The 25,342-nt window shown below is 35.0% G+C and carries 19 protein-coding genes and 4 pseudogenes; 19 read left to right on the forward strand and 4 right to left on the reverse strand.

Features of this window, described 5'->3' with window-relative positions:
• Positions 1 to 60: 60 nt before the first annotated feature.
• Positions 61 to 2,763 carry a TomO hydrophobic C-terminal domain-containing protein gene (locus tag OPR42_RS06855; RefSeq protein WP_265042173.1) on the reverse strand — a complete coding sequence of 901 codons (2,703 nt, stop codon included), beginning with the start codon at positions 2,761 to 2,763 and terminating at the stop codon, positions 61 to 63.
• Between the two features lie 718 nt (positions 2,764 to 3,481).
• Here OPR42_RS06855 and OPR42_RS06860 point away from each other — a divergent pair.
• The 9 genes and pseudogenes from OPR42_RS06860 to OPR42_RS06900 all read left to right on the forward strand — a co-directional run.
• Positions 3,482 to 4,337 (forward strand): annotated as a pseudogene (locus OPR42_RS06860) (IS982 family transposase).
• Between the two features lie 158 nt (positions 4,338 to 4,495).
• Positions 4,496 to 4,720: an acyl carrier protein gene (locus OPR42_RS06865; RefSeq protein ID WP_265042174.1), complete on the forward strand. Its 225-nt coding sequence runs from the start codon at positions 4,496 to 4,498 to the stop codon at positions 4,718 to 4,720.
• Positions 4,721 to 4,722: 2 nt separating this feature from the next.
• Positions 4,723 to 5,763, forward strand: coding sequence for a ketoacyl-ACP synthase III (locus tag OPR42_RS06870; protein WP_265042175.1), 1,041 nt, complete (start codon positions 4,723 to 4,725; stop codon positions 5,761 to 5,763).
• An 18-nt stretch (positions 5,764 to 5,781) separates the two neighbouring features.
• On the forward strand, positions 5,782 to 6,549 hold the full coding sequence (locus tag OPR42_RS06875; protein WP_265042176.1) for an SDR family NAD(P)-dependent oxidoreductase: 768 nt from the start codon (positions 5,782 to 5,784) through the stop codon (positions 6,547 to 6,549).
• 413 nt (positions 6,550 to 6,962) lie between these two features.
• Positions 6,963 to 8,096, forward strand: a complete 1,134-nt coding sequence (locus OPR42_RS06880) for an aromatic ring-hydroxylating oxygenase subunit alpha (RefSeq protein WP_265042177.1) — start codon at positions 6,963 to 6,965, stop codon at positions 8,094 to 8,096.
• Positions 8,097 to 8,125: 29 nt separating this feature from the next.
• Positions 8,126 to 8,710 (forward strand): LbetaH domain-containing protein, encoded by a 585-nt coding sequence (locus tag OPR42_RS06885; RefSeq protein ID WP_265042178.1) that lies wholly within the window; start codon positions 8,126 to 8,128, stop codon positions 8,708 to 8,710.
• 3 nt (positions 8,711 to 8,713) lie between these two features.
• Positions 8,714 to 10,468 carry an ABC transporter ATP-binding protein gene (locus tag OPR42_RS06890; RefSeq protein WP_265042179.1) on the forward strand — a complete coding sequence of 585 codons (1,755 nt, stop codon included), beginning with the start codon at positions 8,714 to 8,716 and terminating at the stop codon, positions 10,466 to 10,468.
• A gap of 499 nt (positions 10,469 to 10,967) precedes the next feature.
• Positions 10,968 to 11,990, forward strand: a complete 1,023-nt coding sequence (locus OPR42_RS06895) for an IS110 family RNA-guided transposase (RefSeq protein ID WP_265042180.1) — start codon at positions 10,968 to 10,970, stop codon at positions 11,988 to 11,990.
• Between the two features lie 369 nt (positions 11,991 to 12,359).
• Positions 12,360 to 12,839, forward strand: a pseudogene (locus tag OPR42_RS06900) (IS110 family transposase); the annotation flags it as partial.
• 6 nt (positions 12,840 to 12,845) lie between these two features.
• Here OPR42_RS06900 and OPR42_RS06905 read toward each other — a convergent pair.
• A pseudogene (locus OPR42_RS06905) lies at positions 12,846 to 13,629 on the reverse strand (IS5 family transposase).
• Between the two features lie 133 nt (positions 13,630 to 13,762).
• On the opposite strand from OPR42_RS06905, the gene wmk (OPR42_RS06910) reads away from it, so the two are divergent.
• From wmk (OPR42_RS06910) to wmk (OPR42_RS06930), 5 genes are all read left to right on the forward strand, one after another.
• A complete protein-coding gene (gene wmk / locus OPR42_RS06910) occupies positions 13,763 to 14,674 on the forward strand; it encodes a WO male-killing family protein Wmk (protein WP_265042181.1) in 912 nt (303 codons plus the stop codon).
• A 165-nt stretch (positions 14,675 to 14,839) separates the two neighbouring features.
• Positions 14,840 to 15,496 carry a JAB domain-containing protein gene (locus OPR42_RS06915; RefSeq protein ID WP_265042182.1) on the forward strand — a complete coding sequence of 219 codons (657 nt, stop codon included), beginning with the start codon at positions 14,840 to 14,842 and terminating at the stop codon, positions 15,494 to 15,496.
• Between the two features lie 99 nt (positions 15,497 to 15,595).
• On the forward strand, positions 15,596 to 16,783 hold the full coding sequence (locus OPR42_RS06920; RefSeq protein WP_265042183.1) for a hypothetical protein: 1,188 nt from the start codon (positions 15,596 to 15,598) through the stop codon (positions 16,781 to 16,783).
• A 65-nt stretch (positions 16,784 to 16,848) separates the two neighbouring features.
• Positions 16,849 to 17,763: a WO male-killing family protein Wmk gene (wmk, locus tag OPR42_RS06925; RefSeq protein WP_265042184.1), complete on the forward strand. Its 915-nt coding sequence runs from the start codon at positions 16,849 to 16,851 to the stop codon at positions 17,761 to 17,763.
• 25 nt (positions 17,764 to 17,788) lie between these two features.
• A complete protein-coding gene (wmk, locus tag OPR42_RS06930; RefSeq protein ID WP_265042185.1) occupies positions 17,789 to 18,709 on the forward strand; it encodes a WO male-killing family protein Wmk in 921 nt (306 codons plus the stop codon).
• Positions 18,710 to 18,805: 96 nt separating this feature from the next.
• Here the strand turns inward: wmk (OPR42_RS06930) and OPR42_RS08840 are convergent.
• Positions 18,806 to 18,907 (reverse strand): annotated as a pseudogene (locus OPR42_RS08840) (patatin-like phospholipase family protein); the annotation flags it as partial.
• 107 nt (positions 18,908 to 19,014) lie between these two features.
• Here OPR42_RS08840 and tnpC point away from each other — a divergent pair.
• On the forward strand, positions 19,015 to 20,367 hold the full coding sequence (gene tnpC, locus OPR42_RS06935) for an IS66 family transposase (protein ID WP_264330462.1): 1,353 nt from the start codon (positions 19,015 to 19,017) through the stop codon (positions 20,365 to 20,367).
• Positions 20,368 to 21,390: 1,023 nt separating this feature from the next.
• On the forward strand, positions 21,391 to 21,576 hold the full coding sequence (locus OPR42_RS06940) for a BRO-N domain-containing protein (RefSeq protein ID WP_265042186.1): 186 nt from the start codon (positions 21,391 to 21,393) through the stop codon (positions 21,574 to 21,576).
• Here OPR42_RS06940 and OPR42_RS06945 read toward each other — a convergent pair.
• Positions 21,544 to 21,975, reverse strand: a complete 432-nt coding sequence (locus tag OPR42_RS06945; RefSeq protein WP_265042187.1) for a hypothetical protein — start codon at positions 21,973 to 21,975, stop codon at positions 21,544 to 21,546. The two genes, OPR42_RS06940 and OPR42_RS06945, sit on opposite strands and share 33 nt — an antisense overlap.
• A 279-nt stretch (positions 21,976 to 22,254) precedes the next feature.
• Here OPR42_RS06945 and OPR42_RS06950 point away from each other — a divergent pair, with 279 nt between their 5' ends.
• The 3 genes from OPR42_RS06950 (at position 22,255) to OPR42_RS06960 (ending at position 25,230) form a co-directional block, all read left to right on the forward strand.
• Positions 22,255 to 22,692, forward strand: a complete 438-nt coding sequence (locus tag OPR42_RS06950) for a crossover junction endodeoxyribonuclease RuvC (RefSeq protein WP_265042188.1) — start codon at positions 22,255 to 22,257, stop codon at positions 22,690 to 22,692.
• 114 nt (positions 22,693 to 22,806) lie between these two features.
• Positions 22,807 to 24,027 carry a DNA modification methylase gene (locus tag OPR42_RS06955; protein WP_265042189.1) on the forward strand — a complete coding sequence of 407 codons (1,221 nt, stop codon included), beginning with the start codon at positions 22,807 to 22,809 and terminating at the stop codon, positions 24,025 to 24,027.
• Positions 24,028 to 24,258: 231 nt separating this feature from the next.
• Entirely contained in the window at positions 24,259 to 25,230 is a 972-nt protein-coding gene (locus tag OPR42_RS06960; RefSeq protein ID WP_265041405.1) for an IS110 family RNA-guided transposase, read from the forward strand.
• Positions 25,231 to 25,342 lie beyond the last annotated feature (112 nt).

The raw sequence follows: 25,342 nt of genomic DNA on the forward strand, positions 1-25,342 counted from the left end.
TTCCCTTTTATAGATAGCAAACTCAACCCTCCTGCTATTTCTCCTTACCTTGAGTTATAATCATTTCACTGTTATTTGATTCACTACAATTTCAACATTGCTATCTTTAAGTAAATTTGAAGGACTATTACAACAGTATATGACTGCAGCAGCAATTAGACAACAAACTCCAACTGCTATTCCTACCGCTAACATTCCTGAGTAAACTGCAATAGCTATCCCTGAAACAATTCCAGCTATTGCTAATGTGAAAGCACATACAGTAGGCAGTTTATTTTTTTCTTTACTTCGTGGAGCATCATTATTTAAATTACTCGGCTGTTGATTATTATTTTGAATACCATTTGTTTGATCTGTTGCTACAACTGAAGTTTCTGAGTATAACCTTTCTGGAACTAACGGTTCTTCATCTGTGTCGCTTTCTCTAATAGTTGCACGACTTTTATTATAATTTTCTGCATCAAAAAACTTATCCTCACTATTCTCATCAATTTGAGCTTCCGTTTCTCTTATGGTATTCTCCTGCTGATTAGATGGATCTTGTGCAAAATCTTGCATTACTTTTATCTCTGGCAGTTTCTCGATGATAAGTTTGTATTCATCATTATTTGGTATATTTCTATCGTAATTCGGTAAAGCCTCTTTAATATTTTCATAAAAATATTTATTTATCTCTGCTAAAATTTTTTGCCGTTCAAAGGTAATTTCTTCAGGCTTATCAATATCTACATTGCACACAGCAAAATCTTTAAGAGCTTCTTTCAATTCTGGATGAGATTCCACATGTTGAACTAGATTCTTAGCCAAATCTTCCAGAAATGGTTTAATGTTCTCTTCTGTAATAACAACTTTCTGTGCTTCTAGTTTTTGTTCTTCTTCTAAATAATGATCATATTGTTCCAAGATCTCAGAGCTAATTTCGTCTATACTATTAATAATTTGGGTCCATGTGCCTTGAATGCAGGCACTGCTACCTTCACCATATGTTGTTGACGCTATATATATTTGTTTTAGAAGAATGAACTCTTTTTGCTCTCTCCAGATCTTTTCTATATCTAGATCACTGATTTCTTTAAATAACACATCTACTTTTTTATTGTCGTCTATATCATTTAACAATGTATGTAGTTTCGTTTTATCAAGTTGTTCTTTATCGAAATCTCCAAGTTCTCTTTTTACTGCAGAGAGTTTGCTCATTACTAAATCTTTGTTTTGTGCCATGAGAGTAACTAGCAATTCTTTTTTTTCTTTCAATGGAATGGAAAAATTATCAATAAGTAGTTTTATACGGCCTATAGATTCAGGTATAGTAATCTTTGCATCATCTCTCTTATAATCATATTGTAATGGTTCTGTAGGATATCCTTGGTCATATTCACCAAATTGATTTTTCCTTAAGTATTTAGTGTTTAATGCATCTTTAGCTTGGTCGATTACAGTTTTTATAAACTCTTTGTCATTTGGTACAGGATTACCACCTAATGTTTTCTCCATCACACTTCTTTTTTCTTTGTCATCTACACTAAGAAGATTTAGTCTTATTGGATCATTCTGATATTGTTTAAGTAGTTCTATACTTTCTACGTAAGAAGTCGCTGCTTGCTTTAACTGTTCTTCATCTTCTTTCGTCGATTCAACCAGTTTTTTAGCAAGAAAGTTTGTTTTTTTAACTGCTTGATTTGCATGGACAGATTGACGGTCTTGTACAATGCGCAAGTCATCTCTTTTTTGTTCAGGTCTTTGTTTAGGTATCATACCACGTTCAAAGAAAAACCTTTGCATTCCAGGGTCGTGATTATAGAAATGAGATAGTGTATGCCCTTGCTCATCTCTTGAATTAATTAGAAAAGGATATTTATCATAGTCATCCAGCAAAACCTTTATTCCCCCTGTATAACCGCGTTGTGCAAGATCAAAAAACAAACTCCTTATAGTGCTTTCATCTAGCTTGCTAACATTACTGTTAGATTTTGCTCTTGCTTGAGACCATGATTTTTTCAGACGTTTACAAAAACCCATAGGTTCGTTATTACCTTTTATATGAGTAATTTTATCTATGAATTCGCAGTATTTCTCAGATTCGGCTAAAGCTTTTGCTCCTTTGTTACCAATCTTATTGACACTTAAATCAAGTTGAGTAAGTTTTGTAAGATTACTATCAGCTAAAGCTTTTGCTCCTTCTGCATCAATATAGTTAAATTGCAAACCAAGTTGAGTAAGGTTTGTAAGATTAGCTAAAGCTTTTGCTCCTTCGTTACCAATCTGATTGCCAATTAAATCAAGTTGAGTAAGGTTTGTAAGATTAGCTAAAGCTTTTGCTCCTTCGTTACCAATCTGATTGCCAATTAAATCAAGTTGAGTAAGGTTTGTAAGATTAGCTAAAGCTTTTGCTCCTTCGTTACCAATCTGATTGTAACTTAAATTAAGTTGAGTAAGGTTTGTAAGGTTACTATCAGCTAAAGCTTCTGCTCCTTCTTTACCAATCTGATTGTAATTTAAATTAAGTTGAGTAAGGTTTGTAAGGTTACTATCAGCTAAAGCTTTTGCTCCTTCTTTATCAATATTATTGTAACTTAAATCAAGTTGAGTAAGGTTTGTAAGATTAGCTAAAGCTTTTGCTCCTTCGTTACCAATCTGACACGAACCGAGAGAAAGTTCTTTAATATTTTTGTTCTCTTGCAAATAGCTTATCAAATTATTGATATCTACTTTTTTATCATACAAATGTAATCTGTTGCCTTCAACATACTGACTGAAAATCATTTTTACCTACTAATGTTATTTAATTAACAATTATAACAAATTATTTTACAATTATCAACTTTACTAATATATTAACTGAACTATATTATAGTTTGCAGAAAATACTGGATTCTATAGCGTTACAACAAATTTGATCATTTACTCTTTTAAAAATCGCAAAAAAGTACATACATTTGTGAGAGCAGCTCAAATAAAAGCAGGATTGTGAAAATAAAGATGTAAAATTTTGCAACAAAATCAGGCAAATTAGTTCGTATGTAGATTTAGCGAAAGTGAGCCAATATGGTTAGTTTTAGCGTATAGTAAAATTATTATAAACAAAAATTTGAACGTATCACTTGGTAGACCATGCCATCCCAAGAAAAACACTTCTCACCGCCCTTGGTTTTGAATGCTGGAAATGGTTATATTATTTAGGTTATTAGTGAAATATGTTATTAAATTAATACCAATTCATTTGGTAATTGAAAAAATTTTAAGGCAAGTTTATAGTCAAAGTAGAGTTAAAATCTTTTTTTATTAGTGTAATTAACTTTAATCAAATTCTTTCATTTAGAAGCTCGTGCAACTTTATTTAACGCCTTTATTTTTGTACGTAATTTTTCCTTTACAACCCCAGTTATGGATTAGAAAATAGATAAAAGTAGAAGTAACAAAGAGTGAAATAGGGTAAACTTAAGTATTTTAGCAATAATTAAGAGGTTACCCATGAAAAAAGATATTTTACTGTTTTATAGAAGATTTTTGTTGCGTTGCTGATGAAAAGTTTTCAGAAAGGCTTCTATCAAGTAGCAAAAAAACAACAAGAATACCTGAAATTACTGTACCAGAAATACTTACTATAATCTTACTTTACCACAAATCGCCGTGCAAAAATTTCAAGTTTTTTTACTTGAATTATCTTAAATTATTGTACAGTTCTGAGTTTTCTAAACTCCCTTCATATCATAGGTTTGTTGCTCTAAAATCGCGGGTTTTATGGTATTTAGCAATGCTTTTGCAGTGGTTCTGCAAGCAAGCGAAAATTACTGAAATTTCCTATATTGATACAACTGCAATCGCTGTTTGCCACACAAAAAGGATCTCAAAAAATAAAGTTTTCAAAGAGTTGGCAAATATAGGAAAGACTACCTATGGGTGGTTTTTTGGTTTTAAATTGCATCTGGTAATCAATGAAATATGCGAAATTCAAGGTATTACGCTAACTAAAGGCAGCGTTGATGACAGAAAACCTGTACCAAATTTGACTAAAAAATTGACAGGACTTTTGTTTGGAGATAAAGGTTATATCAAGAAGGAGCTCTTTGAGAAACTCTTTGGATAGAGGTCTAAAACTCATCACTAAAGTGAAAAAAGGTATGAAAAATGCACTAATTTCACTAAAAGAGAAGATTTTATTGAGAAAAAGGTCGATTATTGAAACAGTTTTTGGTTGTTTGAAAAATAAGTTTGAGATTGAGCATACTCGGCACAGATCGCCAATAAATTTTATGGTACATATTTTTTCAACATTAATTTCATATTCCATGCAGCAAAAAAAGCCTTCTATTTCTAAGTTTTATTGCCTTGGATAATCCGTAACTGGGGTTTCTACAATTAATAAAGTTGCGTTTCATTATTATTTTTTGTAAAGCTAGTTCTGCTCATACGCAAATCAAATATCTTTATGCTATCAATGCTCAAAATACTATGATATTATCTGCTGTGAACTATTTTTTAGTAATTTAGTAATATGAATAAGGAAAAGTTTATTGAGAATTTTCTATCTGTGACAGATTTTCAAAACCCTGTAGAAGTTACCATGGATACATTGCTTGATGATTTGCCAGAGTGGGATTCGCTTGCTGCACTTGGCGTTATCGTTATGTTTGATACAGAGTACGGCAAGAATATAACCGGTGATGATCTATATAAGGCAAAATCCGTAGGTGACTTTTATCAGATGCTCATGTCCTGATTATGCCTATTTCTACTCTTAATAAAGTACGTTTTGCTGGAGTATCAACTTGTGTTCCAAAGAACATTGTCTCTAATCTGACAGATTGCGAGCCCCATCTGCGCTCTGAGCGTGAGCGTCTAGTGCGTAATATTGGCATCGAGACTCGCCGTATGGCACCGAATTGGCAGTGTTTTTCTGACCTTGCTTTTGACGCTGCCAACCTCCTAATTGAAACCTTAAAATGGAAGCGCGAGGAGATCGATGCACTGATCGTTGTTACCCAATCCCCGGATTACCTAGCTCCTGCAACTGCGATTATACTACAAGATCGGCTGAGGCTTTCCCTAACAACAGTAGCATTTGACGTTAACCTAGGCTGCTCAGCCTATCCATTTGGTATCAATCTTTTAGGTTCAATGATCACTGCAGGCGGCGTGAAAAAAGGGCTACTACTAGTTGGCGACCGTAGTTCCAGCGTGAACGATCCTATTTTCTCTGATGCGGGTACTGCAACGGCACTGGAGTTTTGCAACAGTGCTCCACCTATGTACTTCGACCTAAACAGCGATGGTAGCGGCTATAAGGCTATCATTCTGCCAGTCGGAGGACACCGTGAACCGATCAATATCCAGCATTTGATTCCTTTCCGCAAGGGTGAGGATACGCGTTGGCATCGCGCTGTAGATTTGCAGTTGGATGGTGCAGCAGTGCTTACCTTTTCCACGCAAAATGTGCCTATAGCAGTTGAGAAGTTGCTCAACTATGCCGGTGCTACTAAGAAAAACGTAGATTATTTCGTCTTTCACCAGGCCAACCGCATGATTAACGAAACTATACGTAAAAAACTTCAACTATCTGAGGAAAAGGTACCTTCTTCTTTGCGCGAATTCGGCAATACCAGCAGTGCTTCATTACCATTGACCATGACCGTCTGTATCAACAAAAAGCTCGAGGAAAAAGATAATTTTGTACTCCTCTCCAGCTTCGGTATAGGCCTATCGTGGGGGACCTGCTTGATAAATATTCAAGGAGCGAAATTTCCTGACCTAATTGAATCCTAAAACATGGAGTAATAGTAAGTGAAAGATAAAAACGTATTTAATCCTTTTAGTCTTTTTGGAAAGCGCATATTGGTTACCGGTGCCACTTCAGGGTTAGGTAAAGCAATAGCCCAGAGTTGTGCTCGAATGGGAGCAGAGATGATAGTTACCGGTCGCGACCAGAATCGCCTCGCTCATAGTTTGGAAGCGTTATTCTTGATTTCAGACCTGCCACATATGTCTATACAAGCAGATCTGACTGTTACAGAACAACGTGCCGAACTGGTAGCCGCTCTTGACAAGGAGATCGATGGTCTCGTTCATAGTGCAGGCATTTCACAACTGTGTCCGGTGCGAATGATTACCACTGAACATCTCTACAAAGTTCAGGCGATCAATGTAGAGGCTCCTGTAATGTTGACTCAGGCGTTGCTGAAGAAAAACCTGGTCAATGTTGGCGGATCGATTCTGTTCATCTCCTCTATTGCTGCACACATCGGTGTAGCAGGGGTCAGTGCTTATTCTGGTACAAAGGCTGCTTTGATCGCAATATCTCGTTGTTTAGCCATGGAGGTTGTGAAACGAAGGATTAGGGTCAATTGTCTATCTCCGGCTCTAGTAGAAACATCTATGCTTGAGCGCATTTCTGTGGTTGTTGGATCCAGAAAGTACGACGATAGCAATTATCCACTTGGGTTTGGCAAGCCAGATGATGTCGCTAATGCTGCTATCTTCATGCTATCTGATGCTAGTCTCTGGATTACTGGAACAACACTAGTAATGGATGGTGGCCTGACAATCAGCTGATAAAGATAGCAAATTCTTTATTCTAGTAGTGGTCAAATACCAATCTAAATACAATAGTACTAGGCATTGATTTTAAAAGGAAATCTAGGTTTGTAGATTACAATTAGGGTCTTAAGACATTTTAATAGCCCGTTTGGTTGCTTTTGTAACATCCAGATGTGACCAGAAAATTATTTACACCACAGATGCTCTTGAAGAGTTAAGTATCTAGTTGAGCAAAGTCACCAATAAAAAATAAGTTGATAAGGATATTTTAAAACTTTTTATTTGACAATAAATTGCATTACGCGAGAATGAAGTATTCCTGATTAGGCAAGTAACTTTTTAGTGGAACTGACGATGAAGTTTAATATCTAATGGAACAGATATATTTTTTACTTGGGTGATTTGTAATAATTTATAAGGATTTATATATGATGCGTCATGCCCTCAATGCAGAGCACTACATTAGCCCGCGTACCTTCTTACTAGAAAATGACAGGATCTTCAGTAAATTGTGGATATTTGTTGGCTTCAGCTCAATGGTACGTCGTCGAAACCAGTTCTTCACACGTAAGGTGGCCGGTATTCCTATTCTGGTACAGCGCACTAAAGCTGGCATACGAGCCTTCGTTAATCAGTGTCCGCACCGGCTGTCAGCGATTCAGATGGGATACGTAGGGCAGCGCCCTCTTGTTTGTCCATATCATGCCTGGTCTTTCGGTCCTGAAGGTGAGCTAAGAGCTATACCGAATTCTGCTCTATACAATTTTACAGCTGAGGAGCAGAGTGAAATCTGTCTACAAAAACTTCATCTCGAAGAAGTGGGGAAATTGCTGTTTGTAAACTTAGCAGTCAAGCCAATCCCTCTAAATGAGCAGTTTACTGATGATTATCTAGACATCTTGAGAGAAGTTTCATTGCATCTAGACTCTAGGTTGATTTATAGCTGTCATCGAGTCCGTTACAACTGGAAGCTAAATATGGAAAATGTACAAGACTCCAATCACGTACCATTTATTCATTCCAAGACTCTCCTACCATTCATAACTTCACCAATCAAAATGATTAAGCACGAACCAAAAGCACCGTCAAAATTGGTTGGCCTGCTGCAGCTTGGTAAAGTTCCTGATCTGAGTTCGCTCAGCTATTCCGCGCAGACGCCTTTACAACATCTCAACAAGAGCTGGTTTGCTAACCTCTGTTACGTTTATGGGGATAAATATGTCTACTATAGTTGGTATATCTACCCGAACGTCAACTTCTGTAGTGTACTCGGTGAGTATTTCCTATTGCAGCAATACGATCCAATTTCACCAGGAGAAACCGACTACCATCTGTGGATGATGACAGCGCGTCGCAAGGATGAAAGCACAGATTTCACTGCTTTACTGAATATGTTAATTAAGAAGGAACGCATGGTCATCGCCGAAGACACGATAGTTCTCGAACATTTGCAGGAGGGGATCAGTAATCGCTCTAAGCATTTTACTCATGGCGATTACGAGGCACACTTGGTATTGCAGCATCTATGGTATCGATCCCAGGTAGTTAGAGAGGCAGAATGAGGCATTCAATAATCATCGGTGCGGGAAGGATGCTAGAGCAAGCATATGAAACAGCTCAGAACAGTGGTTTAGGCTGCGTTAGGCTTGAACTCAACTCCTCTGATCAATACAACTTTGATACAGCTCCTCTATTTGAAAACTATGCCGCAGCTGAAACCGAGGTCTTTGTAGCTTTGGATGAGCGAGCCATTAACTATGCACGCTACAAACTGATAGCAAGAGTTCGTCTGGCCGGTTACCAAATATTTAACATTGTCTCATCTAAGGCCATTGTTAGCATTAGTGTAAAGTTGCTAGGTAACGTATACATTGGACCCGGATGCAATCTGGCTGGACGCTGTAGTATAGGAACGGGAAGCTGGCTGGATCAGCAGGTTATTGTTGAGAATGAAAGCAGTCTGGGTTCTTGCACAACATTGCTGTCTGGTGTTCAGATTGGCTTGGAGGTCAAGATTGGACGAGGTAGCACGTTGGGAAGTGGCTGTATAGCAGGTGCTAAGACAAAAGTGGGACGTCATTGCGAGTGGTTGTTGCCGGGTATGCTCCCAGAAAAGATTCCAGATTACTCGTTTTACAACCAAGTCATGCCACAAGGAGCTCATATATTCGACTAGAATATGGGTAATATTACAAAAAAGCAAGTACTGGGTTTTATTATCAGAATGCTTTATCCATTTAAATGGGAAATTATTCTTATGTGCGTTATAGCATTAGTCTGGGCAATTGATGTTTCTTTGAGTCCTTATCTGGTAAAAATGATAATTGATCGTGTTTCTACGCCAGATACAAAAGAACTTTTTCATAGTGTTACAGCTACAGCTATATTTTATATGCTAATATTATTTTTAATTGCATGTATTCATAGAGTATATGATTATCTTGTTAATATTAGACTGATTCCAAATCTGCACAAAAAAGTTAATGATTTTATTTTTAAAATGCTACTTAGCAAAAGTCATTCCTATTATCAGAATGAATTCCCAGGTAGTCTTGCTTGCAAAGTAAACCAAATAGTAGATAGTATCCCTCATATTATACAAATTGTAGTAGGGGTATTTCTTTATCAAATACTAGCGCTTAGTATTGCTGTTTATGCACTATGGATGTTGAATGCTAATTTTGCCATTACAATGTTAACTTGGGCTCTAACATTCATAATCTTATCTGCTATTCTCTTAAAGAGGTTAGTACACCTTTCAACTAAATGTTCAGAATACGAGTCAATAATTACGGGTAAAATGGTAGAAGTATTTTTCAATATTTTATCTGTAAGATTATTCTCAAGAAATAATACTGAAAGGTTGTATTTAAAAACTACTCGTGAAGAAGCTAGTTTGGTAGAACAAAAAACAGGTTGGATTTATTTTTTGATTTTTTGTGTTTATGGATTCTCATACGTAATTGTACAAGGGTTCAATTTCTATTTTTTAATCAGAGGTAGACAAGAAGGTGTTATGACAGTAGGAGATTTCATTCTTGTAATGGCAATCAATAGTACCATAGTGAGCTTTCTTTGGGTTTTGACGAGACATTTCTCACAATTTATCATATTATGGGGAAAGGTTACTAATGGCTTACAGACAATTTTATTGATTTCTGAAATTCAAGATCAACCAAATGCACCAAATTTGGTTGTTATTAAAGGGGAAATTAGCTTTGATAAAGTTTATTTTAACTATAAAGCTACAGAGTCGATATTCCAAAATAAATCAGTTACTATCAGTGCTGGTCAAAAAGTAGGGTTAGTTGGTTATTCAGGTAGTGGTAAATCAACCTTTGTTAATCTGATCCTTCGGCTTTATGATGTAACATCAGGAAGAATTTTAATTGATAATCAAGATATCCGTAATGTAACACAAAATTCTTTACATGAAAATATTGCCATGATTCCTCAAGACCCATGTCTTTTTCACAGAACAATCATGGAAAACATTCGCTATGGAAAAATGAATGCAAATGACGAAGAAGTAATTGAAGCAGCAAAAAAGGCATGTTGTCATGAATTTATTTCAAAATTGCCTCAAGGTTATGATTCACTTGTAGGAAACAGAGGTATAAAACTTTCAGGTGGGGAACGTCAACGCATTATAATTGCAAGAGCTATTTTAAAAAATGCACCTATTTTGATTCTAGATGAAGCAACATCTCAGCTAGATTCTATTACTGAAAACTATATACAAGGATCTCTATGTGAATTAATGCAAGGTAAAACTACAATAGTAATAGCACATCGCTTGTCTACAATTTTAAATATGGACAGAATTTTAGTATTTGATCGAGGCAAGATTGTTGAAGATGGTAACCATAAAGAACTTCTTGATAAAGATGGTTTATATCAAATACTGTGGAACACACAAGTAAGTGAATTTTAAAATAATCCTAAAAAAGTTGTAAGTTAAAAATGTGATATAAAAGAGATAAGAGGGAAAGATAGCCCTACTCACTATAGGAATAGAGCTATCACGGGCGTGTGCGACCGAAAAAAAGTTGGTATTACAACCGTTTCCATCAAGGTACACTAGCCCTATCCCTCGATACGTTTGAATAGTTGTGTGGGACATATATATGCACCCGTTTACAATCTTAAATTAATAAAACTATCGAGATGATATGAATTGTTATTGCTTGGCTGGAAGCATGAGAAGATAATAACTTCTCAGAGTGGATAGGTGGCAGGTTGAAAGGATTCATGAGGCCCTATTTTGCTTTTATATGCAATAATGGGATTAGACCTCGTTATCGAGATTAACCGCCCCTGCCACCGAAAACCATCGTGCGGCCCATAAAATTTGGTGACCGCGTATAGGAGGTTGGACCAACCGGTAATATTCTACTCTGATATTTTGTAGTATTCAATAAGAGGGAAAATTTATGCGTTACATAGGTGTTGATTTACATACTAATAGCTTTACTGTTTGCTACTTAGAAAAAGGAAAGCAAGAATGTATTCGCACATTTCACTTACAGGACTTGGACAATTTCGTTGAAGGTCTTAAATCAGAAGAAGATGAAATAGCTTTCGAAGCTACAGGTAATAGCTGTTTCTTTTATGATGCAGTGTCATCTTACGTCAAGCGCGCAGTGATAATTGCACCCTGGCAATTTGAAGTTATTCGCCGCTCTGTAAAGAAGACAGACAGGCATGATGCAAGAGCTATTGCTTTCTTTTTAAGCAAGGATATGTTGCCTGAAGCGAGATGTAAAAGCAAACAATGCCAGCAGTTAGCTTCTCTTCTTCGAACAAGAGAGCAGTTAGTGAAATCACAAGTATCTCTAATCAATAAAATGCACGGTCTTTTTAATTATCATGGGATAAAAATTAAGAAGGAAACGCTGACAACTAAAGCTGGATTTGAACGCTCTATTCAAAAACACAATTGGGATTATATAGAAAAGATAGAGATTGAAGTAATTAGCTATCAACTGGAAGCTATTCGAGAAAACCTCAAGAAGCTTAAAGAAGAAATTACCGCTTTTGCTAAACAACTTCCTGGGTTTAATAATATTATCAGTATTAAAGGTATTGGTGCAATTTCTGCAGCAGTTTTTATCACAACAATTGGCGATATTAATGATTTTAGCAATCCTGAAAAGCTCACTGCTTATTTCGGAGTTGTACCATCAGTTTCTCAATCTAATCAGCAATGTACTATTGGAAGAATCACCAAATATGGGCCAAAAATGGCACGAACTTCTTTAGTACAGTGTACCTGGGTCGCTATACGATATAGTCCTTACCTGAAAAGTTTTTACGAGCATGTGAAAAAGAAGCGTGGTTCTGCTAAGGCTATTATTGCAACTGCTAGAAAATTTCTAACAACCATTTTCTATACACTGAAAAGGAACTGGATTTTTGAAGATTTTACAAAATTTGAATTTTTTATTGAACAATAATTGTAAGGGAAAATATGATACCTTAATTTTTGTAAGCCAAATGAATATGTGCTTTAAGTGTATGTAGACGCACATATTCATTAGCTGTATTAATTTAAAAAATATTAATTAAAAACTTAGTATTTTTGTTGTCAATGAAACAACTTTTGATCGAATAAGATGGTACAGTAATAAATAAAAAATTGCATTAGAGCTGAATTTTACATCAGAAAATGTTTTGAGTAATACAAAAAATCATTATTGACTTTTATGCAATTGAGAGCTACCGATTTCTGACAGACATTTTCTACACACTTTAAAGATAACCGGGTTTTTAAAGATTTTACAAAATATGAAATTTCTTATTGACAACAATCATAGGAGGTTATCATGGTTAGATCTTATCAAAATTTTATTGGTATTGACATCGGAAAATTCAAGAATGTTGTTGCAGTTCACAAGCAGAAGAATGCTGTCGAATTTGACAATAATACTTCTGGTTGGCAACAATTGTGTCAAAAGTTCTCAGATATCTTACCTAATTCTTTAGTGACTTTAGAAAATACAGGAAAATATGAGCTTGGTTTGTCGAATTTTCTTATTGACAAGAATATCACTGTACATCGAGCTAATACTCGCAAAGTAAAAAGTTTTATTTTATCTCACGGAACTTTAGCAAAATCCGATAAATCAGATGCAAGAGCTCTTGCTCAATATGGATTTGAACGCCATAGAACTCTCTCTCTATTTGTACCTACTTCTGAAAAACAATCAACCTTGGTTGCACTTTGTCAACGTCGTGATGACATCACGCAAATGAGAACTCAGGAAAAATGTAGACTGGAAGCACCTGAAAACGACCATATAAGAGCCTGTTCATAATCTTTTTAGAAGCAAAGCAGTGAAAGCCAGAACGACCATTTGCAGGCTAGTGTTGAGTTTCCGCTTGCAATTTTTCCACAATCGCCTACATTTTTGCAACCAAGCAAAAGATCTCTCAACAACCCATCTTTTCGGCAATACGACAAAGGTGTGTAATTCGTTTCGCTTTATTACTTCAAAGGTAGCGCCGATAGTTGCTTTTATTTATGTTGCAAAATTTTCTCCTGTGTAGCCAGCATCAACTAGTATATTTTTAACTTCAGATAGGTTTTCTTTAGCATTTTTAAGCATTCTCACAGCGCTACTACGATCAGTTATTTCTGCCGTTGTTATATAAATTGCGTGGTTGCGTATCTACCTCAATATGGCGTTTTATTCCTGAAACCTTTTTGCCTGCATCATAGCCTTTTTCTTCAGCAGTATCTGCATTTTTTACGCTTTGTGCATCAATTATGCAGAAGCTGATTTTTTCTTTCCGACCATTGTTTTGTCGGACCACGCCAACTATTTTTTTTAATACCAGCTCCAGAACACTTTCTTTATTTGCATCTGCTTTTTTACTCCACTTCTTAAAATAGTCGTAACAATTCCGCCATTTTGGAAATTCTGTTGGTAACATTCTCCATTGGCAACCGCTTTTTAAGACGTACAATACTCCACAAAATACCTCATACAAATCAAGTTTTCTTGGTTTTGTTTTTTTTCTGCAAGACTCTAGATCTTTTACAATAATCTCAAATTTTTTCCGACTTATGTCGCTTGGGTATGAGCTTCTCATATCCTTCACTATCTATATTATCCTCTCATTTTATTTCTTTTTTGAGATCATGTACAGGCTCTTAGGAAATATTCAACTAAAATGCAAACATTTTGTATATCTTTATTTGGTAGTATTAACATGTATAATATTTATGGCAAACATCTCAATAAGGTATCAAATAGCACAAAAAGTAAGAAGCTGGAGGTTAAAGCGAGGTTATACTCAAAAAGATTTAGCGGGAAAGATCGGTGTAACATATCAAATAGTATTACAATATGAAAAAGGAACACGAAAAATTTCGATTGAGAAATTGTACGCTATAGCGGAAGCATTGTCAGTAAGTATTGCGGATCTCATTCCTGTATCAAATGAGAAAATCTATCTTGAAAATAAAGAAGAAGAGATACTAAATTTAATAAGAGAATATAAAAAGATTAGCGGTCAGGAGTTACGTAAGGTATTTTGCTTATTAACCAAATTTGCCCGAGTTGGTGAAGAAAATAGTAAAAAAACAGAGAGAATAAAAATTGCAAAGGGTCTAGTTAAAGAAGGAATTTCTATCGATATTGTCTCGAAAACAATAGGTCTCTCTGCTGATGAGTGTGTTGAAGAAAAGGTTGGTTCTATATACTGCCAAATAGGAAAGAAGATAAAAGAGTGGAGGATAGTGAGAGGGTATACTCAAAAAGATTTAGCAGAGAAAATGAGTACAACACGTGACGAAATAAGCAACTATGAACAAGGGCGTGTAGCTATTCCACTGGAAAAATTATATGCAATAGCAGAAACATTATCGATTAATATTACAGATCTGCTAATAGAGGAAGGTAGTAAAGTAGAAAATGAACTACCGAATTTAATTGAAGAATACAAAAAGATTGAAAGCCAAGAACTACGTCATGCACTAATAAAATCTTTGTTTGAAGGCACACGGATTTGTGAGGAGAAAATTAGAGAAGAAGAAAGAATCAAAATTGCAAAAGATTTAGTAAAAGAAGGAATTTCTATTGATATTATTTTGCAAGCGGTAGGCCTCTCTTTAGACGAAATGCAACAAGTTTAAAATAAAAAAATCATCATATATTAATATCTTCACTTCTTGATGAAAAAATAAGTAAAAAAGATTGAGAAATTGATTTGACTTCACTGAAAAGCTATGGCCTTATGCCAATGCTGATAAAGCAGTAAATATTTAAAAAAAGTTTGTTGTTAGTGAAGGGTAAATTATATGAATAAAAGTAAAGAGGAAATAGAGTTCAGAATATTAGAAAGCAAAGGCAAAGCATTACTTGATCGTGAAATAATGGAAACGTTTCTAAGTGCAGTACATGAAAGGCCACAAGCTCAAGAAATTGCTAAAAATCTGGTGAATACTTATACGGGAGTAGGAAGGATTTTAGGCCGAGAAATGGATGACCTGAAAGTTATAGAAGGAGTGACTGATTCTGCAGTAGCAATGATTATGTGTGTTAAGGAAACACTAGAAAGGGTGCTCAGAGAAAAGCTCAAGAGTGAGCCAGTAATGGACTTACAAGGTCTAGTAGAGTACTTGAACGTAAGCATAGGTCACTCAGAAAGGGAATGTGTAAAAATACTGTACTTGAATAACAGGCGCCAACTAATTGGAGAAGAATCCTATATTGGTGAAATGGAAAAAGCACCAGTGTACATAAAGGAAATTATAAGAAAAGCATTAATAAAGAATGCAACATTAGTAATAATGTCACACAACCATCCTGGGGGACGCTTAGAACCATCAGAAGAAGATCAAGCAGTAACAAAGAGCTTAGCAGCAGCATGTAGTACTGTAAGCGTTAGATTATTTGATCATATTATTATCACAAGTGGAGGCTATTTCAGCTTTCGAGAAAACGGATTGTTATAGTAGAAAGTATTTGCAAATATACTCACTATAATTTATAATGAGTAGTAGAGTGTATAACAACTATACACTTAAAAAGTATATTTAATAGCGGAGGCTAATATGGGTAATAAGATAATTGTACCTTTTAATGATAAAAAGGGAGGTACTTACGAATTAAACATTGATCTTGATAAATTATCAAAAGGTGAGATGTTGAATGCTATTATAGGAATTGGTCGTGCTAAAGAGCAGTCCACTTTTGTAAGCAAAATTAATAAGGCTAAAAAACCTGGAGAAGTGCCCTTCCCTAATAGAGACGTTCAAATCAACTACGGAAAGGGACTTGATTACATATATGGCACAAAACCTATAAGTGATCAAGAAGATAAAAATCCATTTACCTCTGCCTTGCAAAAAATAAAGCCAAGTAGAGGTGAAAGTGAAAAGTTGAGCTGGTTTAAGAGTACTGTGGTAAGAGCAAAAAGTCCAAATGAACTGCACAAGGCTGTAGACGAAGCACTAGCTGCTGGAGCAAGGCTAAATGCATGTAATGATGGGGAATGGAGTTTTGCAGAATATGTAGTATTAGGTACACATTTTCACAGATTAGAAAAAAGTGATCGAAAAAAGCTAATACGTAAATTAATGCTAAGCGGTGCAGAGTTTCATGATACTTTACTGCAGAATAAACTGATAGGTGAAATCTATAATGAGCTACAGCCAGAAGTTCAGCCACAGATAGATAAGCAACTAGAAGAGCTAGAGGAAGCTGGCGAAAGTGCTGTTCAAGAAGGATCCTTAATAGATTTCGAGATAGACAATACAACATCATATATAGAATTTTCTGATGATAGCAAGGTAGAGGTAGCCAAAATACTGGAAGCAAACAGAGGTTTAATTTTAAGAATGGGCAATAATGCAGTAGAGGTTAAAAGCGAGAAAGGAGATATAAGAAACTATACTGATATGTCAGATGGAAGCTCTATTGTATTAGAATTTCCTACGAGCATTGGTAAGCTAAATGTTATATTGTACCACGATGTAAAAAAATATGATCAAGTACAAGTCAGAGTAGAAAACAAGGAAATGTGGGCTGAGTTACAAAAAAGAGGCGAAGAAATAGGAAAAAATTGCCTCTTTGGGGGAGTAAAACTTAAAGAAGCAGTAGAGAGAGGTAGTTTCACTAGATGTGGCATATGGAGTGAAAAGTATGCTATAAAAGAGATTAGCAATGATGAAGTATTGTCTCCGTCTTCATGGGTAAATAGGGTATTTGGAGGTAGTAAAGAAACCTTTAGGGAACTTTAATTCATTTATTTTAAGGTTCCAGAGTTTACTGGAGCCTTTGAGCTATAGTAGAAAATATTATATATATGGTTTTTTGCGTGGAAAAAAGTCTAGACTATGAAGTAGGGCAAAAATTGAAAAGTTGGAGGTTAGAGCGAGGGTATACTCAGAAGGATTTAGCTGAGAAAATTGGTGTAAAGTATTGGGTAATACTGCAATATGAGAAAGGGAATCGTAGAGTTCCAATTGAAAGGTTATATGCTATAGCTGAGGCACTATCAATCAGTATTACGGATCTCATTCCTGTATCAAATGAAAAAATCTGTTTTGAAGATAAGGGAGAGGAAATATTAGATCTAGTAAGAGAATATAAAAAGATTAATGATCAAGAGTTACGTAAGATATTTTGTTTACTAACCAAGTTTGTTCAAATTAGTGAGAAAAGTAGTAAAAAAGCAGAGAAAATAAAAATTGCAAAGGGTCTGGTTAAAGCAGGAGTTTCTGTTGATATTGTTTCACAAGCAATTGGTCTCTCTGCTGATGAATGTGTTGAAGAAAAAATAGGTTCTATCTACTACAAAATAGGGAAAAAGATAAAGGAATGGAGACTGGTAAGAGAGTGCACTCAAAAGGATTTAGCAGAGAAAATGACTACAACACGTGATGAAATAAGTAACTATGAGCAAGGAAGGACTGCTGTTTCACTTGATAAATTATATGAAATGGCAGAAGCATTATCGATTAATATTACGGATCTACTAATAGAGGAAGGGAGTAAAGTGAAAAATGAGCTACCTGATTTGATTAAAGAATACAAAGAAATTGAGAGCCAAGAACTACGTAATGCACTAATAAAATCTCTGTTTGAGGGAATACGTATTTGTGAGGAGAAAGTGAGAGAGATAGAAAGGATTAAAGTTGCAAAGGATTTAGTAAAAGGGGGAATTTCTATTGATATTATTTTGCAAATAGTTGGTTTATCCGCTGATCAAATTGCATGAAAATTTATTTCTAAGTAAGGTATATATGTTTGTTTCTGTAAGAGATATTAGTTCTATAAGTTATAAAATAGGGCAAAAAATAGAAGATTGTAGATTAATGCAAAGGTGTACTCAAGCAGAGTTAGCAAGTAAAATCGGATTAGCATATAAAGAAGTAACCAATTATGAAAATGGGTATATTCCTATTACGATTGAAGTACTATATGTAATAGCAAGAGTACTGTCAGTTAATGTTGTAGATCTATTACCTAAACCAATAACAGTAAGAGAGTATGAAGATGAAGACGAAGAAATACTCTATCTAACAAAAATATATGAGAATCAAAAGTTAGGCAAAATAGTACCTTCATTAATCAGGTTTGTTCATATTAGCGAGAAAATCAATCAAGAGGAGGCAAGATTAGAAGTAGCAAAAAATCTAGTTAAAGAAGGAGTGTCAGTTGACATAATTTCCCAGGCAACGGGTTTATCTATTTACGAGTATGATAGTACAGAGAGAGAAATCTGCACTGATTCTATATATTACAGAATAGGACAAAGAATAAGAGAATGGAGATTGATAAGGAGATACACTCAAAAAGATTTGGCGGATAAAGTTGGTGTAACACTCAAGGAAATACACGAGTATGAAATAGGATACACTGCCATATCATTTGATAAATTATATCAAATAGCAGAAGGATTATCAGTGAATATTAAAGTTCTGCTACCTAAAACAAGAGAAAGCAAAAAGCTATTGAGTTTAATGGATGAGTACAGAGAACAAGAATCATTAGATGCATTAGTCAAATCTCTATCTGAAGATATGAAAAGTGGCAAGGAAAAAGTTAAAAAAGCAGAGAAAATCAGGGTTGCAAAAAATCTAGTGAAGGCGGGTGTTTCTACTGATGTTATTTTGCGAGCAAGTGGCCTAACTGTTGATGAGTTAGGTGAGTGTGAAAATTGAATTGTGTTTAAGATATAAGTAAAGTTAGTTAATGATTTAACCAACAGAATTTGCTAACCAACTTTTTTGGCTCAGTTGAATTTTGCTTGGTATAAATTAAGATATGAAATCGCAAAGTTTATCTATTAATTTCTGATTGTCCTCTATCATTGCCTTTGCCTCTTGTTGAAGAGATTTGATATTTTTTGATGTAATATTAGTATCCGTTCAGAGGTGTGGCAAGGATAAAAAACAATTGACATAATATATTAAAGTAGTAATAACACAAAATGTTGATAGTAAAGTAAGGCTAGATGCTTCAATTGTTGATCAGTATTGTAGAGTTATGTAAAAACTTAGAGCAGAAAGTAGCAAAGCTTGAAGAAAAAAATAAAATCTTAGAAATAGAGAATGCTGAACTAAGAGAGAGACTCGGCTTAAACTCAAGGAATTCATCTTTACCAAGTTCAAAAGAGCTGTACAAAATAAAAAAAGACACACCAGAAGATAAGTCAGAGGGCGGCAGGAAGATAGGTGGTCAAGTTGGACATAAGGGGAATTGCCGAGCTAAAATGGAAGCAGATGAGGTGGTGAAGGTAGAGTTACCAAATAGATGCGAGTGTGGTGAAGAAATCGCAATATCGGAAAAACCATATGTCTATCAAAAAGTTGATTTACCAGAAATTAAGCCTTACGTAGTTGAGTATCAATTAGAACATGGTCGCTGTCGTAAATGCGGAAAAAGAAGGAGTAGCAAATTACCAGAAGGAGTTACACCGGATACCTTTGGTCCTAGAGTTAAGTCAGTAGTTGCATCACTAAGTGGGTTTTATAAGAATTCAAAGCGAGAAATAGCGAATATTATGAAAGACATCTTTAACATGAGTATAAGTGTTGGTAGTGTGTCCAATAGTGAAGCAAGGGTTTCGTCAAAATGTAAAGAAGCCTATGAACAAATAGAGGAAGAAATAAAAGCAAGCGAAATTTTGCATATTGATGAAACCAGTCACTACAACAAAGGCAAATTGGGATGGTGCTGGATGTTTGCCAACAATAAAGCAAGTCTTATGAAGTTAGCAGATACAAGAGGAATGAAATTTTTAAAGAATAGTGCATTTTGTGATTACAAAAACCTGGTAATTACTGACAGATATGCAGTTTACAACCACTTCAGTGATGAAAAACGACAAATTTGTTGGGCTCACTTATTGAGAAATTTCGAGAGGTTATCTCATAGTTGGAATAGTGAAGTAATGAGACTTGGCCATTGTTTAAAAGACGCAGCTAATGGATTGTTTGTATTAAAAAACGCTTTGTCAGAAAATGAAATTAGTATTTCAAAGTTCACTAAGCAAGCTAAAGAATTACGAAGATACATACAGTACTGCATGATAAAAATATCTTATATACTTGAAGCAAAAGGAGCTTCACGAACGGTAAAGGGTATTATAAAATCCGAGTCAATGATGTGGACATTTTTGGATGACCCAGAGAATATTCCATTAACGAATAACCATGTTGAGCGACAGATACGGCATTATGTTGTCTATCGTAAGAATTCATATTTTGCACAGTCAGAGCGAGGGAATAGATTTCTTGAGCGGATAATTTCGTTGTATCTGACTTGGAAACAAAAGGAATTAAACCCTTTTCAAAACCTGCTAGCTGTTGTTTCTTAAACCACACCTCTGAACGGATACTTATAATAGCGTTTTAAAAAGATTCTATGACTTCAGGGTACAATTATACCACCAAGACCTAAGTTACTTATGTAGGGTAGCTTAAAACTCGATTACGAGGCATCTTAATACCCCAAACTTTTATTTATTAGAAAAAACCCTACAACTAGTCTATCATGCTTTTTGTTGATTGCAAAGAAAATTTTTTGAACCTAAAGAACAAATGGTTAGTAGACTTTTTGAAACATTATTTTTGCAATAGCTTTACTTCTACCATAAGTTTAACAGAGGCTCTAACCCTCATCTTTTTTTTAACAAACGCATAACGCTGGTCTACTGAGTTTAATAGCTGAACTAAGAATTCAGATCTCCGGATTTTCCGGAATACTCAATAACTTCCAAGTGAGCTGGGTCTAGTTGCTTTAATAAGGCTTTTATGCAAGCGCGATGAAGACTTCAGGTGGAAAAGATTGAAGAAAGCAAAATAAACAGCTTTATATTCTTAATTTTTTTAGATGAGGCAAAAGCTGCATTTTAAAGCTATCTGTAACTTTAGGGTGTAAACACTTACTAGCCACACTAAAGAACGCTTATAATGCCCTCTAAAACGCAAATAAAAGGCATCTTTAGTAAACTAACTAGTAAGTTTAACACATTTTTTACACTTTGCAAAGAAAATTTTTCAAAAAAGATTGAACAACTTATGGTGAGTATAAGGGGTTATGGAGACTATTATGGGAATACAACAACTTTTATCGCAAACCTCTGAGCAATTAATTGCAAAACTCTCAGTAATGAAATTAGCAAATTGTAGATGAAGCTCAAGGAAAAAAGTCTCTAGCTACTGCCATAGAAGAAGAAACAGAAGCTCGTAAAACTTGATTGCCGCTTAAAATGGAGACAAAGATCAAAATTTACGCCTCCAATTTTATCATACATAAGGGAGACAAAACTTCCACTATTTATTAGTAATAAAAAGCAACTTAGTTTATATTTGGTTTTTAGAATAAACTTATTTTCAATATGATTGACACTTTAACTTTAAAAGAAGGGGATATTGAGACTACTGCATTTGATAATAACAATGTAACTAGAGTATTACACAATGGAGAGTGGTGGTATGTAATAACAGAGGTAATAGCTTTTCTCACAGGTAGTAAGAACCCATCTGATTACCTAAAAAAGATTGTAATCTGCATGAAACAGTAGAAACAGCAAAGACTTTTTATCATATTTATTATTATTTTTTACAAGATAGGATTTCATGAGTTCCGTAGTTAATGCAGATCTTGCAATTTCACTGACAGTAACTTCTAGTTTTGTACGGTCAAAACAGGTAATCAAGTAGTAAGTAACGAGAGAATCGGAATAATTAGCAATCACTTTACGTTTGTATTGTACAGATGTATTATCGTAACTTTCATCATCAAAGAGTTGAGCATTTAATTTATCTTTAAAGGAGTTTTGAAAAATAATATTTAATTGCTTACCAGAAAGTGAATCTATCCAAGACTGACGTATTTTTGTATTGTGAAAACGATCAAGCAAATGGTTAACAGGGACTTCTAAATCATCTTCCCAAAATTTACGATTTGGATAAATGTTCATAAGAAACTAACCACACCATAATAACATAATAGACTATTTAAATAGTTAAGATAGAAATCTGTAAGAAACTAACCACACCATAATAACATAATAGACTATTTAAATAGTTAAGATAGAAATCTGAAAGTCTTGACCAATAATTATGCAAGGGCTGTTTACTGATTTTTAACCAAGTTTTTTCTAAAAAGTTTGCTTAAGAAGAAGATTTTTTGGACAAAAATTTTTCAAATCCTGAATATATATTATATAGCACTCTAGCAAAACAAATTCTGAATATAAATGTCAATCCTAACACTGGACCTCGGTAAACAGACAGGCTGGGCAATTCTAACCAATGGAGTAATTGAAAGTGGAAGCAAAAGTTTTCATGGTAGCCGTTTTAGCGGAGGTGGCATGTGCTTCTTGAATTTTCGTAATTGGCTCAATTCTTTGAAAGACATTTCTGCAGTGTATTTTGAGGAAGTAAGAAGACATTTAGGAACTGATGCAGCCCATTGCTATGGCGGTTTTCTTGCAGTGTTGTCTGCTTGGTGTGAAGAACATCATGTGCCATACAAAGGTGTTAATGTTAAAACTATAAAACGCTTTGTAACAGGCAAAGGCAATGCAAGTAAGAGTGAAGTTATTGAAGCGATACGTGAAAAAGGTTTTTCACCTAGAGATGATAATCAAGCAGATGCTTTAGCTTTGATGTTCTATGTTATGGAAAGATATTAATAAGCTCATAAAAAGTGGGTCCTTTCGGCCATATTGGAGGGTTTGGTGGGTCAGACCCCAGGCCTTCTTTAGCGTCAGAGATATTTTGAATATTAACTTTTTAATTATTAAGATATGAATTTAGCAATCCACTACTATCCTACTCGAAACCTAGTTGAATATGAGCGTAATCCTCGTAAAAATGATGACGTAGTAAATAGAATGTGTGCTTCAATCAGGGAATTTGGCTTTCGTATACCAATAGTTGCAAAAAGCGATGGTACTGTGGTTGATGGTCATTTAAGACTTAAAGCAGCAAGAAAACTTGGTATAGAAAGTATTCCTGTGGTTTTAAGTGATAATTTAAATGAACCACAAACCAAAGCTTTTCGATTACTGGCAAATCAATCAGCTAATTGGGCAAAGTGGGACGATGATCTTTTGAAGGTGGAAATTCAAGAATTAGAAGATTTGCAGTTTGACCTTAAAATGACAGGATTTGAATTAGAAAAAGTTCAACATTTCCTTGATGATTTAGATAGTGAAAAAGAAGATTTTTCTGACTTGGTTGGTGATGAAAAAAGGGTAGAAATAACAAAACCAGGTGATCTATGGATTTTAGGTGATCATCGAATCTATTGTGGTGATAGCTCTGTAGTGGAATCATATAAAGCGCTGTTAGATGATAAAATGGCAGACATTACTGTTTGTGATCCTCCATATAACGTTGATTATGGTAGCAGTCAAGAAAGAGAGGATAAAAAGATACTAAACGATAATCAAGGTGAAAAGTATGAGCTTTTTCTCTATGATATTTGTACTCATATTTTAGCATATACTAAAGGTGCAATTTACATCTGTGCATCATCATCAGAGTTTTCAACGTTGCAAAAAGCATTTGAGGAAGCGGGAGGAAAATGGTCAACTTTTATCATTTGGGCGAAGAATCACTTTACGCTAGGAAGATCAGATTATCAAAGACAATACGAAGCAATGCTTTATGGATGGAAAAGCGGCAATAAACGTGAGTGGCATGGCGGTAGAAATCAAAGTGATCTGTGGTTTTATGATAAGCCAATACATAACTCACTGCACCCAACAATGAAGCCAGTAGAGCTAATGGAGAGAGCAATAGTAAACAGCAGCAGATCAGGAGACATAGTACTTGATCCATTTAGTGGTTCTGGCAGCACACTGATTGCATGTGAGAGAACAGGAAGAATTTGTAGGACAATAGAGCTAGATTCAAAATTTGTAGATGTAACCATAAAACGTTGGCAAGTGTACACAGGTAGGGAAGCAATTCTTTCTGGTGCTGGTAAAACTTTTTCAGAGATTCAAGAAGAAAAACAGTAAGAAAAAAGTTGTAAGTTAAAAATGTGATATAAAAGAGATAAGAGGGAAAGATAGCCCTACTCACTATAGGAATAGGACTATCACGGGCGTGTGCGACCGAAAAAAAGTTGGTATTACAACCGTGTTCATCAAGGTACACTAGCCCTATCCCTCGATACGTTTGAATAGTTGTGTGGGACATATATATGCACCCGTTTACAATCTTAAATTAATAAAACTATCGAGGTTATCATGGTTAGATCTTATCAAAATTTTATTGGTATTGACATCGGAAAATTCAAGAATGTTGTTGCAGTTCACAAGCAGAAGAATGCTGTCGAATTTGACAATAATACTTCTGGTTGGCAACAATTGTGTCAAAAGTTCTCAGATATCTTACCTAATTCTTTAGTGACTTTAGAAAATACAGGAAAATATGAGCTTGGTTTGTCGAATTTTCTTATTGACAAGAATATCACTGTACATCGAGCTAATACTCGCAAAGTAAAAAGTTTTATTTTATCTCATGGAACTTTAGCAAAATCCGATAAATCAGATGCAAGAGCTCTTGCTCAATATGGATTTGAACGCCATAGAACTCTCTCTCTATTTGTACCTACTTCTGAAAAACAATCAACCTTGGTTGCACTTTGTCAACGTCGTGATGACATCACGCAAATGAGAACTCAGGAAAAATGTAGACTGGAAGCACCTGAAAACGACCATATAAGGGAAAGTTGTCAAAAAACTATTGAATTCTTTAATGGCCAAATAGATGAACTCAATAATGCTATACAAAAAATCATTGATGAAAGCCATGAGTTACAAGAACATCAAAAAATCCTTAAAACAGTTCCTGGAATAGGTAAAAAGTTATCACAAGATTTTCTGTGTTTAATACCAGAGCTTGGTTACTTAAACAGAAGGGAAGTAGCAAGTCTTGCTGGAGTTGCACCTCATCCTAGGGAAAGTGGTAAAGCTGTTGGTTATCGAAGGATTATAGGTGGTAGAAGTAATGTCCGTAAAAAGCTTTTTACAGCTGCGATGTCTGCTGCAAGGTCCAAATCTGCACTTGGTGCCTTTTATTCCAAGCTTGTTGAAAGTGGTAAGAAGAAAATGGTAGCTATAACAGCTCTAATGCGAAAAATTATAGTAATTGCTAATGCAAGACTTAAAGAAGCAATTAATTTGCATACTCTCACAATGGTAACTGAAATTGGCTAATGAATATGTGCGTCCGCACAGACTTAAAGCACATATTCATTAGCTAAGCAGAAATTGTTATGGCAGTTGTTTGATATAAAATTTTATTTCTACGACACATAGGTTTTTATTG

The sequence above is a fragment of the Wolbachia endosymbiont (group B) of Melanostoma mellinum genome (assembly GCF_947251465.1).
In the GTDB taxonomy this organism is placed as follows: domain Bacteria; phylum Pseudomonadota; class Alphaproteobacteria; order Rickettsiales; family Anaplasmataceae; genus Wolbachia.

Coding starts and splice junctions, on each gene's coding strand:
- wmk (WP_265042181.1), top strand. CDS start 13,763: ATGGCAAACATCTCAATAAGGTATCAAATAGCACAAAAAGTAAGAAGC.
- OPR42_RS06855 (WP_265042173.1), bottom strand. CDS start 2,763: ATGATTTTCAGTCAGTATGTTGAAGGCAACAGATTACATTTGTATGAT.
- OPR42_RS06890 (WP_265042179.1), top strand. CDS start 8,714: ATGGGTAATATTACAAAAAAGCAAGTACTGGGTTTTATTATCAGAATG.
- OPR42_RS06940 (WP_265042186.1), top strand. CDS start 21,391: ATGATTGACACTTTAACTTTAAAAGAAGGGGATATTGAGACTACTGCA.
- OPR42_RS06870 (WP_265042175.1), top strand. CDS start 4,723: ATGCCTATTTCTACTCTTAATAAAGTACGTTTTGCTGGAGTATCAACT.
- OPR42_RS06960 (WP_265041405.1), top strand. CDS start 24,259: ATGGTTAGATCTTATCAAAATTTTATTGGTATTGACATCGGAAAATTC.
- OPR42_RS06915 (WP_265042182.1), top strand. CDS start 14,840: ATGAATAAAAGTAAAGAGGAAATAGAGTTCAGAATATTAGAAAGCAAA.
- OPR42_RS06885 (WP_265042178.1), top strand. CDS start 8,126: ATGCTAGAGCAAGCATATGAAACAGCTCAGAACAGTGGTTTAGGCTGC.
- wmk (WP_265042185.1), top strand. CDS start 17,789: ATGTTTGTTTCTGTAAGAGATATTAGTTCTATAAGTTATAAAATAGGG.
- OPR42_RS06920 (WP_265042183.1), top strand. CDS start 15,596: ATGGGTAATAAGATAATTGTACCTTTTAATGATAAAAAGGGAGGTACT.
- OPR42_RS06895 (WP_265042180.1), top strand. CDS start 10,968: ATGCGTTACATAGGTGTTGATTTACATACTAATAGCTTTACTGTTTGC.
- OPR42_RS06880 (WP_265042177.1), top strand. CDS start 6,963: ATGATGCGTCATGCCCTCAATGCAGAGCACTACATTAGCCCGCGTACC.
- wmk (WP_265042184.1), top strand. CDS start 16,849: ATGGTTTTTTGCGTGGAAAAAAGTCTAGACTATGAAGTAGGGCAAAAA.
- OPR42_RS06865 (WP_265042174.1), top strand. CDS start 4,496: ATGAATAAGGAAAAGTTTATTGAGAATTTTCTATCTGTGACAGATTTT.
- OPR42_RS06955 (WP_265042189.1), top strand. CDS start 22,807: ATGAATTTAGCAATCCACTACTATCCTACTCGAAACCTAGTTGAATAT.
- OPR42_RS06945 (WP_265042187.1), bottom strand. CDS start 21,975: ATGAACATTTATCCAAATCGTAAATTTTGGGAAGATGATTTAGAAGTC.
- OPR42_RS06950 (WP_265042188.1), top strand. CDS start 22,255: ATGTCAATCCTAACACTGGACCTCGGTAAACAGACAGGCTGGGCAATT.